A 14095-nucleotide genomic window follows, 5' to 3' on the forward strand; every position below is an offset into this window, starting at 1 on the left:
ATATTAGTATATAATGATATAATTATATTGTGATAAACCATGAGAATAGTGGTTCTGTTGCTCACGATTTTTAGCTTGGCTTTGGCGAGAGAGGTTGAACTCAAAGAGGCTATAGAGCTTGCCCTTAGAAACAGCCCTCTCATAAAATCTGCCCAGAAGGACCTTAAGGCTCAGGAGCTGGAGCTAAAAGCGGCAAAGGGTGCACTCTTCCCCAGAATAAAGGTGGAAGAAACCTTTACAAGAACTGATGTGCCAGCATATGCCTTTATGAGCAAGCTCAATCAGGAAAGGATAACTATGCAGGACTTTGACCCTGCAAAACTGAACAATCCCAAAGCAATAAACAACTTTGAAACAAAGTTTACCCTTGAAGTTCCCATATGGCTCGGCGGTAAAGTGCAGTCCGCACAGAGGATGGCGGAGTACGAATACAGAGCTGTAAGTCTTGAGGCAGAAAGAAGGAAAGAAGAGGTTATAAGGCAAGTATACAACGCTTACATGGATGCGGTGCTTGCCAAAGAAAGCATAAAGGTTGCAAAGCAGGCGGTTGAGGATGCAAAAGAACATCTTAGGCTCGCGGAGCAGATGCATACAGTAGGTATGGCTTTGCTTTCTGACGTGCTAAGGGCGAGGGTATACCTCTCGAAGGCAGAAGAAAACCTCCAAAAGGCAATGAGAGGCTATGATATTGCAAAAAGGGGACTTGAGGTTGTAGTGGGTGTCCCTCTTGGGGAGTTTGAGGTTCATGATATAGGACAATGCCCTGAGGTGGATATAAAGGTTCTAAGAGAAAAGGTTCAAAACAGAAAAGACATAAAAGCCTTAGAAGAGAGGGTCAAGACCCTTGAGGAGGCTTTCAGGTTCACCCTTTCAGACAATCTACCCCAGGTTTTTGCCTTTGCCCAGTATTTCCTTAATTCAAAAGACTACCCTCTTGGTGCAGATGGAAAAGGCTATCTTGCGGGCATTGGAGTGTCTTGGACTTTTGATACGGGGCTTACAACCCTAAGAAGGGCTCAAGCAAACTTAGAGAGAAGGGCAAGCCTTCAAGAGAGGTTAAAGCTCCTCAAGGATTCTGCAGTCTTTGACCTTGATAGGTCTTACGCAGAGTATGAAAATGCACTTGACATGCTTAGGTCAGCGGAAGACAGAATAAGGGCGAGCCAAGAGGTTTTAAGGGTTATGGAGGTAAGATACAAGAATGGGCTTGCCAGAATGGTAGATATATTGGATGCACAAACAGAGCTTGACAGGGCAAGGATAGAAAGGGTTCAGGCGATAAACGCCTGCAGTAAGGCGTATATGGATATTCTTTACAACGCAGGCTCTGTGGAGGAGGTAAAGAGATGAAAGGCTGGATAAAGTATGCGGTCTTTGTTTTGATAATACTTGCCATGATAGTCTGGCTTGGGGGGTTTCTCACAAAGAAGGAAAAGCCTGGTGAATTGGCAAAAGAAGCAAAGGTTGTTGAAGGTCTCACTATAGGCACTACGGAAAAACTCTCGGAAGTTCTAAGCCCCTACACTGGTCAGATAGTGGCGGACAAGAGGGTGGATGTCTCCACAAGGATAATGGGAAAGATAAAAAGTGTTCTGGTCAAGGAAGGTGATAGTGTAAGAGCAGGTCAGCTCCTTGTAAGCATAGATGCAGAGGACATACAGGCTCAGACGGAGGCGGTCAATCATCAGATGGCTCAGGCGGAGCAAGCCCTCAGGTCTGCAATGGCAAACTACGAAGCGGTGAAGAAGACCTTTGAAAGGTATTCCACACTTCTGAAGGAAGGTGCTATAACTCAACAGGAATTTGACCAAGTAAAAGCCCAGTTTGAGTCCGCACAAGCACAGGTGGAACAGGCAAGGGCAGGAGTAAGGGCGGTCCAAAGCCAAAAACAAGCAATAGGGAGCAACCTAAAGTATGCCAACATAACCTCGCCCATTAACGGCTACGTGGTTCAAAAGAGTGTAGATGTAGGAGACCTTGCTGTGCCTGGTCATCCGCTCCTTGTGGTAGAAGCTCCCCCATACCTATTTGAAGCCTTTCTGCCAGAAAGGTTCGTGGGTAAAGTCAAGATGGGTCAAGAGTTTGAAGTGAGCGTGTCTGGACTTGGGAAGACCCTAAAGGGTAAAGTGGTAGAGGTTTCGCCCGCACTTGACCCTGCTACGAGAACCTTTAGGGTTAAGGTAAGGTTAGAGAATGCGGAAGGGATAAAGAGCGGTATGTATGCAAGCCTTCTAATACCCGAAAAGGTTGATGTGATACTTGTTCCAGAAAATGCCATAGTAAGACGCTTTGATTTTACAGGTGTATGGGTGGTAAAGTCAGACAACACCTTAGAGTTGAGGTTTGTAAAACTGGGTGAAAGGAGAGGTGATAAAGTTGAGGTGCTGTCAGGTTTGAAGGAGGGTGAAAGGATAGTTATCCAAGGGATTGAAAGAGCCTGTGAAGGTTGTAGGGTAGGAGGCTGAGCATGTATGGTTTTGCAGGAAGGCTCGCCAACTACTTTATAGACTCAAAGCTCACACCTATAATAATACTGGTTTCTCTTGCCTTGGGTCTCTTTGCGGTTATTACCACTCCAAAGGACGAGGAGCCACAGATAGTGGTTCCTATGATAGACATAATGATCTCCTACCCCGGTGCCACCCCAGAAGAGGTGGAAAGAAGGGTTGTAGCACCCCTTGAAAAGAAGTTGTGGGAGCTAAAAGATATTGAATACATATACTCCGCCAGCATGGAGGGTATGGCGGTTGTAACTGCACGCTTTTATGTGGGCACAAACCCAGTAAAGGCTCTTGTGGACCTAAACACAAAGATGATGTCCGCTATGGACTTGGCACCCCCTGGGGTTATCCTACCACCTCTCATAAAGCCCAAGTCTATAGATGATGTGCCCATACTTACCCTTACCCTTTGGGGCAAAAACTACGACCCGTACGACCTAAGGCGAATATCTGAAGCCCTTGAAAACGAGATAAAGAAGGTTCAAAACGTGGCGGATGTGTTCTTGGTTGGAGGAAGACCAAGACAGGTTCGCATAGTCCTTGACCCTCAGAGAATGGCGAGCTATGGGGTTTCTCCCCTTTATGTAGCCCAAGTCCTTCAATCCGCCAACGCTCAAGCCCTAAGTGGTAAGGTGGTCCAAGGGGGAAAAGAATATGTGGTAAGGACAGGAGAGTTTTTAAGGTCAAGGGAAGATGTGGAAAATATAGTGGTTGGTGTCTTCAATTCAAGACCAGTATATATGAAGGATATAGCAACTGTGGTGGATGGTCCCTCCGAAACAAAGGACTATGTCTTTATGGGCTTTGGACCTCAGTATAGGGAAAAGGGGATACAGGGTGTAAAGCCCGGGGAGCTATACCCTGCTGTCACCATAGCGGTCTCTAAGAGGGTAGGAACCAATGCGGTGGAAGTAGCTAAAGAAGTTCTTGACCTTGTAGACCACCTAAAGGGGAAAATAATTCCCAAAGACCTGAATGTGACCATAACAAGAAACTATGGAGAGACCGCAAAAGAAAAGGCGGATACCCTTATAAAGAAGCTCATAATAGCCACCTTCTCTGTGATACTTCTTATCGCAGTTGCCCTGGGCTTTAAGGAAGCCATAGTGGTAGGTATTGCGGTGCCTGTTACCCTTGCCATAGCCCTATTTCTCAGTCAAGTTTTTGGCTTTACTCTAAACAGGGTCACCCTCTTTGCCCTCATTTTTGCCATAGGTATTCTCGTGGATGACGCCATAGTGGTGGTGGAGAACGTGCACCGCTGGTTTGAGCTAAAGTTGGCAAAAACTCCAAGAGAAGCTATTGTCAGAGCCACTGACGAAGTGGGAAATCCCACCATATTGGCAACCTTTACCGTCATCGCAGCCCTCATGCCTATGGCTTTTGTGACAGGTCTTATGGGTCCCTACATGAGACCCATACCCATAAACGCCTCAGTTGCCATGTTCTTCTCTTTGCTTGTTGCCTTTATCATAACTCCATGGGCAAGCTACTTGCTTCTGAGAAAAAAGTTTGACCAAGAACATGAGAAGCACGAAATTGACATAAAGGAAACAGCCTTCTGGAAGGTTTATTCCCGTTTAATGGTTCCCCTGCTTACCAGTAAAGTTAAAAGATACGCCTTCTATGGTCTTACACTTACCCTTATGGGTCTGTCGGTGGGTCTTCTGCTTACCAAAGTGGTAGTGGTTAAGATGCTACCTTATGATAACAAAAGCGAGCTTCAGATAGTTATAGACATGCCAGAGGGCACAACTCTTGAGAAGACCCTTGAGGTGACAAAGGCTATAGGAGACTACATCTCAAGACAGTCCATAGTGACCGATTATCAGGTATATGTGGGAACAGCCTCACCCTTTAACTTCAACGGACTTGTAAGACACTATTATCTGCGTCAAGGTTCAAACCTTGCGGACATTCAGGTAAACCTCATAAACAAGGACAAACGTCAAGAGCAGTCTCATGATTTTGCAAAAAGGATAAGACCTGCGGTTCATGAAATAGCCCAAAAATACGGTGTCAAGTATGTAGCGGTGGTGGAAGTCCCACCAGGTCCGCCAGTGCTTTCTCCCATAGTGGCAGAAGTTTATGGTCCAGACCTAAAGACTCAGCAAGACTTCGCCAGAGAGGTGCTTAAGGTTTTCAAAGAGAGCAAAAGTGTAACAGATGAAGGCATATACCTTGAAGACCCTGCACCTCTGCTCAGGCTTGTAGTAAAAGAAGACAAGGCAAAACTTGCTGGATTTTCAAGACAAGAGATAGTATACACATTACAAGCCCTCCTCGGAGGCTATCAGGCTGGCATAATACAAAACACAGACACAGAACATACTCCCATAATTGTTAGGTTTGACGAAAAATACAGAACCCTTGAAACCTTGAAAATGCTCCAAATTCCCACAAAGGATGGCAAAAGAGTGCCACTATCGGAGATTGTGGAAGTAAAGGAAGACACCATACCAACCACCATATACCGTAAGAACTTAAGACGCGTGGTGTATGTGATAGGCGACGTGGCGGGAAGAGAAGAAGCACCTTTCTATGGCATTCTTGATGTGAGGTCTCAGATAAAGAACTTACCGAACCCTTACGGAGAGGTGAAGGAGCTTTGGATGTCTCTGCCTCTTATAGAGGATGGTATTTATGTTAAGTGGGATGGAGAGATGCACATAACCCTTGAGGTCTTCAGAGACCTTGGTTTAGCCTTTGGCGTTGCCCTCTTTGTCATGTATGTCCTTATACTGGGCTGGTTTAAGGACTTCAAGATACCAGGTATAATCATGGCACCCATACCCCTCACATTGGTTGGTATAATCCCAGGGCATCTTATAATGAACGCCTTCTTTACAGCCACATCTATGATAGGCTTTATTGCCCTTGCGGGTATAATAGTGAGAAACTCCATCCTTTTGGTGGACTTTGCAGAAGAGAGGATAAAGGACGGAGTGCCACCTCACCTTGCAGTAGTAGAAGCAGGAGTAATAAGGACAAGACCTATTCTCCTTACCGCTATAGCGGTTATAGTGGGTGCCTTTGTTATAATCTTTGACCCCATTTTCAACGGTCTTGCCATATCTCTAATATTCGGAACCATAGGCTCTACAACCCTCACCCTTGTGCTTATACCTGTGATGTATTACGCAAGCAGGGTAAAGAAAATGGAGACCCTGCCCACTGCGGAAGAGGTGCAAAGGGATATTCTCAGATAATAATCAGGCTGTCTGTAGTGCCAAAGGGGTTAGGAACCTGCTGGTCTGCGGACAGCTCATTTTCCCAGTATTGTCCGTCAATAAGGTATTTAAACCGGTAGCTCCTGCCAGTCTTTAGTCTCTTGCTTATCCAAAAAGTCCCATCCTTTTTCCTGCGCATGGGCTCTGGTTTCCAATCGTTCCACTCACCTACAACCTCAACCCTTTGTGCATCATCCCTTTTTACATAGAAGCTCACCACGCATGTGTTTTTGCCTTCTTGATAGCTCTTCCTTATCATTGGCCACCCCCCTGCGTAATTTATAATTCAGTTTAACCCATAAACCTTGCCTTCTGTTATAATAGACCCTTATCTGAAGGATGAACCTAAGCCAAGAAGAGGTAAATAGACTATCAAGGGACTACAAGGTAATACCTCTATACGCAGAGTTTATGGCGGATACAGAGACGCCTCTTTCTGTTTATCTTAAGCTCAAAGAAGGTTGGAAGTATAGTTTGCTTTTGGAGAGTGCGGAGGGTGGAGTTAAATGGGGTAGGTATTCTTTCGTAATACTTGCAAATACCTTCCATTACGCTTGGAAAAGTGGAATAGCATACCTATACGAAGGGGGAAGGGTTAAGCTCTTTGAAAAGAGAGACCCACTAAGACCAATAAAGCTCTTGCTTGAAGACTTTAAAGCCTATCATGACCCATCTCTTCCAAGGTTTTGGGGAGGCTTTGCAGGTTATGTGGGCTACGACATTATAAAGTGCTACGAGCCTATAGAGGATAAAAAGCCAGACACTCTTGAGGTTTTTGACCTTTTCTTTATCCTTAGTGATGTGGTGGTGGTGCATGACAACCTAAGCGGTAGTTTGAAGGTTATAGTGCCTTTGCATGCAGATAGGGACATATCAAGAGAATATGAAAGGGCAAAAGGGCTCATAGAAGACATAAAAGAGAGGATTTTCACTACTTGCGTCTATCCTATGCACTTTCCTCAGAGAGCTATAGACCTCAAAGAATGGCGTTCAAACTACACAAAAGAGGAGTTTATGAGTTTGGTAAAAAGGGCAAAGGAGTATGTGGAGCAGGGAGATATAGTGCAGGTGGTTTTGTCTCAAAGGTTTAGTAAGGTCTTTTCTGGAGAGCCAGAGGGCATATACAGGTCTTTGAGATTTCTAAACCCATCACCCTATATGTATTACATGGACTTTGGAGACCTAAAGGTAATAGGCTCTTCTCCAGAGGTCTTGGTAAGGCTTGAGGGGAGCAGGATAGAAACAAGACCCATAGCGGGGACAAGAAGGAGGGGAGAAACTCCCGAGGAGGACTTGGCTCTTGAGAGGGAGCTCCTGCAAGATGAGAAGGAAAGGGCGGAACACTTAATGCTTGTAGACCTGGCAAGAAACGATGTGGGACGCGTAAGCAAGCCAGGAAGCGTAAGGGTAGAGGGCTTTATGAGGGTAGAAAGGTATTCTCATGTTATGCATATGGTGAGCGATGTAATAGGTGAGCTAAAGGATGGTCTTTCTGCGGTGGACGTTTTGAAGGCTCTATTTCCTGCGGGGACAGTGTCTGGTGCACCCAAGGTTAGAGCCATGCAGATAATAGAGGAGCTTGAAAAGGAAAGAAGAAGCATATACGCAGGGGCGGTGGGTTATATATCCTTTGAAGGGAACATGGATATGGCAATAGCCATAAGAACTGCGGTGCTACTAAGAGACCAGGTTTTTCTCCAAGCAGGTGCAGGCATAGTGGCGGACTCTGACCCAGAAAAGGAGTGGTTAGAAACTGTAAATAAGGCAAAAGCTCTTATGAAGGCTGTAGCTATGGCTGAGTCAATCCACGAACAAAGATAAACTCTTTATACCCTTCTCCTTGAAGAGTTCCCTTTTTATCATAGCCTTAAAAAGCTCTTGGTCTTGCTTAAAACTTGCAAACTTCTTCATAAGGATTGCTTTTTGCTCCCTGCTTAGTTCATCCCACAATTTTTTGGCTATTTCAGAAGAAAGGCTTTGTAGGATTTCCTCCGCACTTTGCATATCCTCTGGCATTTTTACTTGTATCTTTCTTCCTAAAATCTCTTCCGCAAGCCTTAGTTTTTTGAGAAACCTTTCCTTCCAGTCCAGACCTTGTGAAGTTTTCTTGATATAGAACCTTTTCAGTTTTTGTATCTGCTCAAAGCTCATAAAAAGTGGTAGCTTTGAGGCTCTATTTGGAGGATGGAAAAGAAAAAACCTTTTTATACCTTCTTTCACCACTTCAAGGGGGTAGCCTTCCTCTTCAAGAAACTTCAAAAACCACCTATCTCTTGGCGAAAGAAAAAAGTCTCCCTTTATCTGCAGTATAAAGTCCTTAAGTTCTCTGTAATAGCTCATGGGCTCTTTTTAGCACCTCTTCGTGGCTAAGTAATGTTCTAAAACCCTCGGGGCTAAAATGTGTTCTTGTGCCTTCAAAGACCTCTAAAAACCTTTCTATAGTGGGTGATTGTCCTATGCGAAAGGTTTTGCATATGGAAGAGATAGTATAAAAGCCCAAGGTTTGAGCTCTTGACTCATCTTTTATTCTTTTTAAGAGCTTATTGGTGTTTTCTGAGATTTCTACCATGCCTCTCGTTTCCCATAACCTTTGGACAAGCTCCTCATCCCAAAGGTTTCCAAGCCAAAGAGGTCCTGCAACCAAAAGTCTATTCTTGCAATGAGGGCACTCATGCCTTATGTTCTCCACCTGCACACCCTCTCTGTATAGACACCTATCGCAGTAGAGCAAAAAGCCTATTTGTCTTATAAGAGCGTTGGTCCTTTTTGGTCCTATGTCCTTTATGAAGAAGGCTCTCATATAGTGCCTGTAGGAATAGGAAAACACTGGCTTTAGAGCGTAGTCCATCTTTGCACCTTCTTCTACTACCTTTTTTATGAGGATGCGTAAGCCTACCTCGTGGTAAAACTCCGCACTGAGAAGGGGCTTTGAGCCATATCTTCTTTGACAGGTTTCTGGATATGTGCCAGAAAGCACAGAAGTATCTGTGGCACTTACAGCCAGCAAGCCATACCTTGCCAAAGGCAGTATACCGCCTTCTAAGAAGGGCACGGGTGAGCCAAAGGGGTCTATATCCACATAGTGGCAGTTTCTGAGTTTTCTAAGAAGAAGGCTTGCATCTTCCTTGTATACTTCCACTTTATCTTCTGGAATGTTATGAGACCTCAAAAGGTTCAGAAAGAACTCTACCGCAGAAGGGCTTATGTCATTGTATATGGCTTTTTTAACCTTGTTGGTCTCAAGCAAAAACCTCATAAGCCTTATACCGCTTGCACCCATGGGGTCGCAGACTGTAAGGTCTTGGCTTGGCATGTTCAAGAGCATAAGAAGGCTTATGTCCCTGTTTTCCCTCATGTGTGGGTTATAAAAGACCTGCATCTTTGAAGAGACAACCTCTGGAAGCTCAATGTCCAAAAGGACCTTTCCCTCTCTTATCATGAGAGGCGATAGCCCTTTACCGTATCTACGAGAAGTTTTACTTTGCTTAGCTCCATATCTGGCATAAGACCATGTCCTAAGTTAAAAACATACTTGGTCTTTCTTGGTATACATCTGAGAAACTCAAGGGTCTTTTTTTGAAGGCTTTCCTCATCACAGTAAAGAAGTGTAGGGTCAAGGTTTCCCTGAAAGGCTTTTGAGCTTTCTTTCATGGCAGAGACCATATCCACCGTCCAGTCTACAGAAAAAGCATCCACTGGCAAGTTTTCAAGGGCTCTTAAAAAAGAGCCAGAGCCTCTGAAAAAGTATATAACTGGTTTGTCTGTATGTTTTTTTAGCTCTTCAAAGAAGGGTTTTAGATAAGTGTAGACATACTCCTCAAAGTCTTCGTAAGAGAGGTGCATTGCCCAGCTATCAAAGACCTGCAAAAGGTCCGCACCAGCCCTTATTTGACCAATAAGGTATTCAAGTAAGTTTTCACAAAGCAGTTTCATAAGGTCCGCATATTGCTCTGAAGTCCACATAAAGAGCTTGGTCTTCTTAAAGTCCTTGCTTGAGCGTCCCTTTACCATATAAGACATAAGAGTAAAAGGAGCACCACTAAAGCCTATCACTGGCACATCTTTGACCTGAGCCTTTACCCTTCTTATGACCTCTCCCACAAACTCCACCTGAGAAAAGGATATTTTCCTTAAACTCTTTACACTTCCATCCCATTCAAGCCTTGGACCCTCACCCTCAAGAAACTCTACCTTAACGCCCATAGGCTCAAGGGGGACAAGGATATCGGAAAAGATTATCACCGCATCCACTTGGAGAAGCTCTACAGGTAAAAGGCTTACCCTACTTGCAAGGTTTACGTTTTTGCAAAAGCTGAGAAAATCCTTCTCTTTTTCTCTAAGCTCTCTATACTGGGGCATGTATCTACCTGCTTGACGCATAAGCCAAACAGGAAAGCGTGGGATTTTCTCTCCTTTAAGGCTTTTCAAAAGAAGCATGGTTTAATATCTTAGCATATTTTTCACCCCCGGGGGAGGGGGTGAGGGAGGAGGTGAGCCATGGGGTTGCTGGGGTATGAGATATAATAATATAGCATGAACTTTACAAAATTGCAAGGGTCTGGAAACGACTTTATAGTTATAGACAACAGAGATGGCAAGGTATACGAGCTTTTAAAGAGGCTTGAGCTTGATATAAAAGACTTTGTGATAGCACTCTGCAAGCAACACACGGGTATAGGTGCGGATGGGCTTATCCTTATAGAAGACCCTCAAGACCCAAAGAACCACTTCAAATGGCAGTTTTTTAACTCCGATGGCTCTGTGGCGGAGATGTGTGGCAACGGCTCTCGCTGTGCGGTAAGGTTTGCCTATGAGAAGGGTATAGTAGGCGAAGAAGTGCGTTTTGAGACCCTTGCGGGTGTGATAAAAGCGTGGGTCAAGGAAGGTGGAAAAAGAGTAAAGGTACAGCTTACAAGCCCAAAGGACCACAGAGAGGTATCTTTGCAGGTAGATGGTCTCCATATTGAAGGTAGCTTTATAAACACGGGCGTGCCTCACTTTGTGGCAGTGGTGGAAAACCTGCAAGACCTAAATTTGGTAAAGCTGGGAAGGGCTATAAGGTTTCACAAAGAGTTTGAGCCTAAGGGCACGAATGTGAACTTTATAGAGAAGCTCTCAGACAAGGCTATAAGGATAAGAACTTACGAAAGAGGTGTGGAAGGAGAGACCCTTGCCTGTGGAACTGGAGCAACCGCATCAGCCATAGTGGCTTATATGAAGGGTTTGGTAAAGGAAAAGCCTGTGGAAGTGCATACAAAGGGTGGTGAAATTCTCCGAATTGACTTTAGCGAGGGCTTAAGGGAAGTATTCCTTGAGGGTGCGGTCTGCAAGGTTTTTGAAGGCTTTTTCTCAGAAGAAGACCTGCTTTGCATGAGATAGCTCACAGATAGGCACAATATAGGAGCTTATAATTCTACCTATGGCACAGATAATAGTGGCGGAGCATGCAGGTTTTTGTTTTGGAGTAAGAAGGGCTATAAACCTTGCGGAAGAGGCGGTAAAGGATACACATTTAGACAGAAAAGTCCTCAGCATGGGTCCCCTCATACACAACCCTCAGGAAGTTAAAAGACTTGAAGGCAAGGGTCTTATGCTTTTAGAAGATGAAAGCATGCTAGATGAAAACAGCACGGTGATAGTGCGTTCTCATGGCATACCACCACAGAAGGAAAGGGAGCTCCTTTCAAAGGGTGTAAGGCTTGTGGACGCTACATGCCCCTTTGTAAAGGCGGTTCATGAGGCGGTGGTAAAGCTCTGCAAAGAGGGATACTTTGTGGTGCTTGTGGGAGAGAAAAACCATCCAGAAGTGATAGGCACTTTGGGATACCTACAAGAGTGTGGTGGCAAAGGTGTGGTGGTGGAAAGCAAAGAAGACCTAAAGGCGGTTCTTGGAAAGGAAAAGGTTGGCATAGTGGCACAAACTACTCAAAACGAACAGTTTTTCAAAGAGGTGGTAGGTGAAATAGCCTTGTGGGCAAGGGAAGTAAAAGTGATAAACACCATATGCAACGCCACCTCTGAGCGTCAAGAGGATGTATACAAGCTTGCTCCACAAGTGGATGTGATGGTTATAGTAGGTGGGAAAAACAGCGGAAATACAAGAAGGCTTTATGAGATATCCAAATCTCTAAACTCCAACAGCTACCATATAGAAACACCAGAGGAGCTAAGAAGGGAATGGTTTGAAGGAGCTCAAAAAATAGGTCTTACCGCTGGTGCGTCAACCCCTGACTGGATAATACAGGCGGTGGTAGACAGGATAAAAGAGCTTATAATTTAAACCATGAGGCTTTTATTAACTCTCTTGCTACTTTTGAAGCTAAGCCTTGCCCAAGACCTATACACAGAGTTTATAAGGTCTCAAGTTAAAGAAATACCCCTCAACAAGGCTATCGTGGTAGGTAAAGGGAAAAGGGAGCTTATAACCTTTATAAACCCTGACTGTGGACACTGCAGGAAAGAGTGGCAAGCCCTAAGACCTCACTTAGACAAGGTAAAGGTCTATGTTTTTCTTTTACCTTTTAGGAGCTTTCCAGAAAGCCACGCCAAGTCTTATTACATAGCCTGCTCAAAGGATAAACTAAAAGCACTTGATGAAGTCCTATCTGGAAAGTTTGACGGAAGAACTCCACAGGTAAAGGAGTGTCCTCTTGTTTATGAGCACATAAAGATAGCGGAAAAGTTAAATGTGCAAGGAACTCCATACAACATAATACTTGGGAGCTACAAGGTTATAGAAGGCTATAGCCCAGCTCTCTTGGAACATCTTGGCATTAGATGATAGTAGTGGTTATGGGTCTTTCTGGCTCTGGCAAATCCTTTCTTGCAAGCATACTCCACCAGGACTTTGGCTTTGAATGGCTAAGGAGCGACCTAATAAGAAAGGAGCTTGCTGGTATAAACCCTTATGAGAGTGCTAAATCTGGCTACGGTGAAGGTATATATTCACAAGAATGGACAAAAAGAGTTTATGAGGAGATGATAAGAAGGGCTAAAGAATTGGTCTGTAGTGGTAAAAATGTAGTGCTTGATGCAACTTTCCTTCAGGATTGGCAAAGAGAACTGGTAAAGAAAAGCTTTCCAAATGCTATATTTCTGCTTGCTTATGCAGATGAACAGGTTGTGATTAAAAGACTTAGGGAAAGGCGCGACGTATCTGATGCGGACGTTGAGGTGTATTTAAAGCAAAAAGAAAATTTTGTCCCACCTTCCTATGCAATACCTATAGATACAAACAAAAGCAGAGACGAACTTAAGGTTGTCCTGCAGGAGATACTCCAAAGGCTTGAGAGGAAAGACATTCAAGAGAACGCTCTATAGGGTTTTCCTTTTCCAGCTTGCAGTCAGGGTTTATACCCTTATCGGTAGTCACAAGCTCACCACTTGGAAGTTTCATCTCAAAGGTTATAAGCCTTAGCACATTACCGCAGGAGTCAAGGATATACATGTTGCTCCCTACATACTTGCCCACGGTGTTTTCCCCCACTATAACTGCACCCGCATACCTTCTAAGCAAAGTGGCTACCAGCTCCGAGGCGGAGGCGGTGTGTTTATTAACAAGCACAATAATCGGTTTATTAAAGCTCTGTCTGTTTGTGAACTGATAAACCCCTAAGTTCCTTCCTCTGCCCTCAAGGTAGAACATAACACCCTCACCCCCTATCAACATATCCACTATACTTTTGGCTACAGAGATAAGCCCACCACCGTTATCCCTTAGGTCAAGTATAAGGACATCTATGTTGTTGGCGTTGAATTTTTCCATAACCTCCCTAAACTGCTCTACCGCAGGCTGTGTAAAGTTTACGAGTTTTATATATCCTATCTTTTTGTCTCCATGATCTATTATCCTCACCTCTTCTATTACGGGCACGGAGAATTCACCCTTTAAAACCTTTATCTCCATAAACAACCCTTCCCTTATTATTTCAAGGTTTATGATTCCTCCCTTTTCTACCTCTCTTATAACTCTCCTCCACTGGTTTTTGTCATTTACACCGTTTATGGCTAATATAAGGTCACCCTCTCTGACACCATGCTGTTCTGCGGGAGACTTGGGAAAAACCTTAACCACATAACCCTTGTCATCCCATCGCACACCCAAACCTATCATTTTTGAACTTGAATACCAAAGCCTATCTTCCTCCTGTCTTGTTATAGAAGTCCAACGGTCACCTATCTTTCTTAGATGGTCTATTAGCTCCTGCTCACTTTTCCACTGACTATCCTTTATCCTATCCCACCAAAGATAATGCCTTTCCATGAGTGCGACAACTTTCTTTAAGAGTTCTTCCCTGGAGCAGTCTTCCCCTGCAAAGGATACATGCAGGAGCAAAAGCACAAGCAAAAAGGACATACCCATGG

The 14095-nt window shown here is 44.3% G+C and carries 13 protein-coding genes; 8 read left to right on the forward strand and 5 right to left on the reverse strand.

All coding sequences use genetic code 11. From position 1 onward, the window contains the following. The first annotated feature begins 39 nt into the window (after window positions 1-39). The 3 genes from G3M65_RS05175 to G3M65_RS05185 are packed head-to-tail and all read left to right on the forward strand — an operon-like array spanning window position 40 to window position 5710. Window positions 40-1350 (forward strand): TolC family protein, encoded by a 1311-nt coding sequence (locus G3M65_RS05175; protein ID WP_173833525.1) that lies wholly within the window; start codon window positions 40-42, stop codon window positions 1348-1350. Beyond that, window positions 1347-2465 (forward strand): efflux RND transporter periplasmic adaptor subunit, encoded by a 1119-nt coding sequence (locus G3M65_RS05180; protein WP_173833526.1) that lies wholly within the window; start codon window positions 1347-1349, stop codon window positions 2463-2465. The genes G3M65_RS05175 and G3M65_RS05180 overlap by 4 nt, the downstream gene beginning before the upstream one ends. 2 nt (window positions 2466-2467) lie before the next feature. Next, window positions 2468-5710: an efflux RND transporter permease subunit gene (locus G3M65_RS05185; protein ID WP_173833527.1), complete on the forward strand. Its 3243-nt coding sequence runs from the start codon at window positions 2468-2470 to the stop codon at window positions 5708-5710. Here G3M65_RS05185 and G3M65_RS05190 read toward each other — a convergent pair. Further along, window positions 5703-5990 carry an isoamylase early set domain-containing protein gene (locus G3M65_RS05190; RefSeq protein ID WP_173833528.1) on the reverse strand — a complete coding sequence of 96 codons (288 nt, stop codon included), beginning with the start codon at window positions 5988-5990 and terminating at the stop codon, window positions 5703-5705. The two genes, G3M65_RS05185 and G3M65_RS05190, sit on opposite strands and share 8 nt — an antisense overlap. An 80-nt stretch (window positions 5991-6070) precedes the next feature. On the opposite strand from G3M65_RS05190, the gene trpE reads away from it, so the two are divergent. Continuing rightward, complete coding sequence (trpE, locus tag G3M65_RS05195) at window positions 6071-7552, forward strand: anthranilate synthase component I (RefSeq protein ID WP_173833529.1); 1482 nt, start codon at window positions 6071-6073, stop codon at window positions 7550-7552. Here trpE and G3M65_RS05200 read toward each other — a convergent pair. From G3M65_RS05200 to hemE, 3 genes are read right to left on the reverse strand one after another with little or no spacing between them, the layout of a single operon-like run. Continuing rightward, window positions 7532-8071 (reverse strand): hypothetical protein, encoded by a 540-nt coding sequence (locus G3M65_RS05200; protein ID WP_173833530.1) that lies wholly within the window; start codon window positions 8069-8071, stop codon window positions 7532-7534. The two genes, trpE and G3M65_RS05200, sit on opposite strands and share 21 nt — an antisense overlap. Beyond that, the gene (locus G3M65_RS05205) at window positions 8049-9170 is read right to left on the reverse strand and encodes a tRNA (guanine(10)-N(2))-dimethyltransferase (RefSeq protein WP_173833531.1); all 1122 of its coding nucleotides are present in this window, start codon (window positions 9168-9170) and stop codon (window positions 8049-8051) included. Before G3M65_RS05205 ends, G3M65_RS05200 begins: the two co-directional genes overlap by 23 nt. After that, complete coding sequence (gene hemE / locus G3M65_RS05210) at window positions 9167-10168, reverse strand: uroporphyrinogen decarboxylase (protein ID WP_173833532.1); 1002 nt, start codon at window positions 10166-10168, stop codon at window positions 9167-9169. The genes G3M65_RS05205 and hemE overlap by 4 nt, the downstream gene beginning before the upstream one ends. A gap of 96 nt (window positions 10169-10264) precedes the next feature. On the opposite strand from hemE, the gene dapF reads away from it, so the two are divergent. From dapF to G3M65_RS05230, 4 genes are read left to right on the forward strand one after another with little or no spacing between them, the layout of a single operon-like run. Then, window positions 10265-11110, forward strand: coding sequence for a diaminopimelate epimerase (gene dapF / locus G3M65_RS05215; RefSeq protein ID WP_173833533.1), 846 nt, complete (start codon window positions 10265-10267; stop codon window positions 11108-11110). A 40-nt stretch (window positions 11111-11150) separates the two neighbouring features. Continuing rightward, complete coding sequence (gene ispH / locus G3M65_RS05220; protein WP_173833534.1) at window positions 11151-12011, forward strand: 4-hydroxy-3-methylbut-2-enyl diphosphate reductase; 861 nt, start codon at window positions 11151-11153, stop codon at window positions 12009-12011. Between the two features lie 3 nt (window positions 12012-12014). Next, complete coding sequence (locus G3M65_RS05225; protein ID WP_173833535.1) at window positions 12015-12512, forward strand: DsbC family protein; 498 nt, start codon at window positions 12015-12017, stop codon at window positions 12510-12512. After that, window positions 12509-13051 carry a P-loop nucleotide/nucleoside kinase family protein gene (locus tag G3M65_RS05230; RefSeq protein WP_173833536.1) on the forward strand — a complete coding sequence of 181 codons (543 nt, stop codon included), beginning with the start codon at window positions 12509-12511 and terminating at the stop codon, window positions 13049-13051. The genes G3M65_RS05225 and G3M65_RS05230 overlap by 4 nt, the downstream gene beginning before the upstream one ends. Here the strand turns inward: G3M65_RS05230 and G3M65_RS05235 are convergent. Beyond that, complete coding sequence (locus G3M65_RS05235) at window positions 12984-14087, reverse strand: S41 family peptidase (protein ID WP_254426321.1); 1104 nt, start codon at window positions 14085-14087, stop codon at window positions 12984-12986. The genes G3M65_RS05230 and G3M65_RS05235 overlap by 68 nt on opposite strands. Window positions 14088-14095 lie beyond the last annotated feature (8 nt).

It is taken from the genome of Hydrogenobacter sp. T-8, from assembly GCF_011006175.1.
Lineage (GTDB): Bacteria > Aquificota > Aquificia > Aquificales > Aquificaceae > Pampinifervens > Pampinifervens florentissimum.

What these genes read in the sequence shown, in the direction of transcription:
- G3M65_RS05175 (WP_173833525.1), top strand. Translation starts at nt 40, where the DNA reads ATGAGAATAGTGGTTCTGTTGCTCACGATTTTTAGCTTGGCTTTGGCG.
- G3M65_RS05180 (WP_173833526.1), top strand. Translation starts at nt 1,347, where the DNA reads ATGAAAGGCTGGATAAAGTATGCGGTCTTTGTTTTGATAATACTTGCC.
- G3M65_RS05185 (WP_173833527.1), top strand. Translation starts at nt 2,468, where the DNA reads ATGTATGGTTTTGCAGGAAGGCTCGCCAACTACTTTATAGACTCAAAG.
- G3M65_RS05190 (WP_173833528.1), bottom strand. Translation starts at nt 5,990, where the DNA reads ATGATAAGGAAGAGCTATCAAGAAGGCAAAAACACATGCGTGGTGAGC.
- trpE (WP_173833529.1), top strand. Translation starts at nt 6,071, where the DNA reads ATGAACCTAAGCCAAGAAGAGGTAAATAGACTATCAAGGGACTACAAG.
- G3M65_RS05200 (WP_173833530.1), bottom strand. Translation starts at nt 8,071, where the DNA reads ATGAGCTATTACAGAGAACTTAAGGACTTTATACTGCAGATAAAGGGA.
- G3M65_RS05205 (WP_173833531.1), bottom strand. Translation starts at nt 9,170, where the DNA reads ATGATAAGAGAGGGAAAGGTCCTTTTGGACATTGAGCTTCCAGAGGTT.
- hemE (WP_173833532.1), bottom strand. Translation starts at nt 10,168, where the DNA reads ATGCTTCTTTTGAAAAGCCTTAAAGGAGAGAAAATCCCACGCTTTCCT.
- dapF (WP_173833533.1), top strand. Translation starts at nt 10,265, where the DNA reads ATGAACTTTACAAAATTGCAAGGGTCTGGAAACGACTTTATAGTTATA.
- ispH (WP_173833534.1), top strand. Translation starts at nt 11,151, where the DNA reads ATGGCACAGATAATAGTGGCGGAGCATGCAGGTTTTTGTTTTGGAGTA.
- G3M65_RS05225 (WP_173833535.1), top strand. Translation starts at nt 12,015, where the DNA reads ATGAGGCTTTTATTAACTCTCTTGCTACTTTTGAAGCTAAGCCTTGCC.
- G3M65_RS05230 (WP_173833536.1), top strand. Translation starts at nt 12,509, where the DNA reads ATGATAGTAGTGGTTATGGGTCTTTCTGGCTCTGGCAAATCCTTTCTT.
- G3M65_RS05235 (WP_254426321.1), bottom strand. Translation starts at nt 14,087, where the DNA reads ATGTCCTTTTTGCTTGTGCTTTTGCTCCTGCATGTATCCTTTGCAGGG.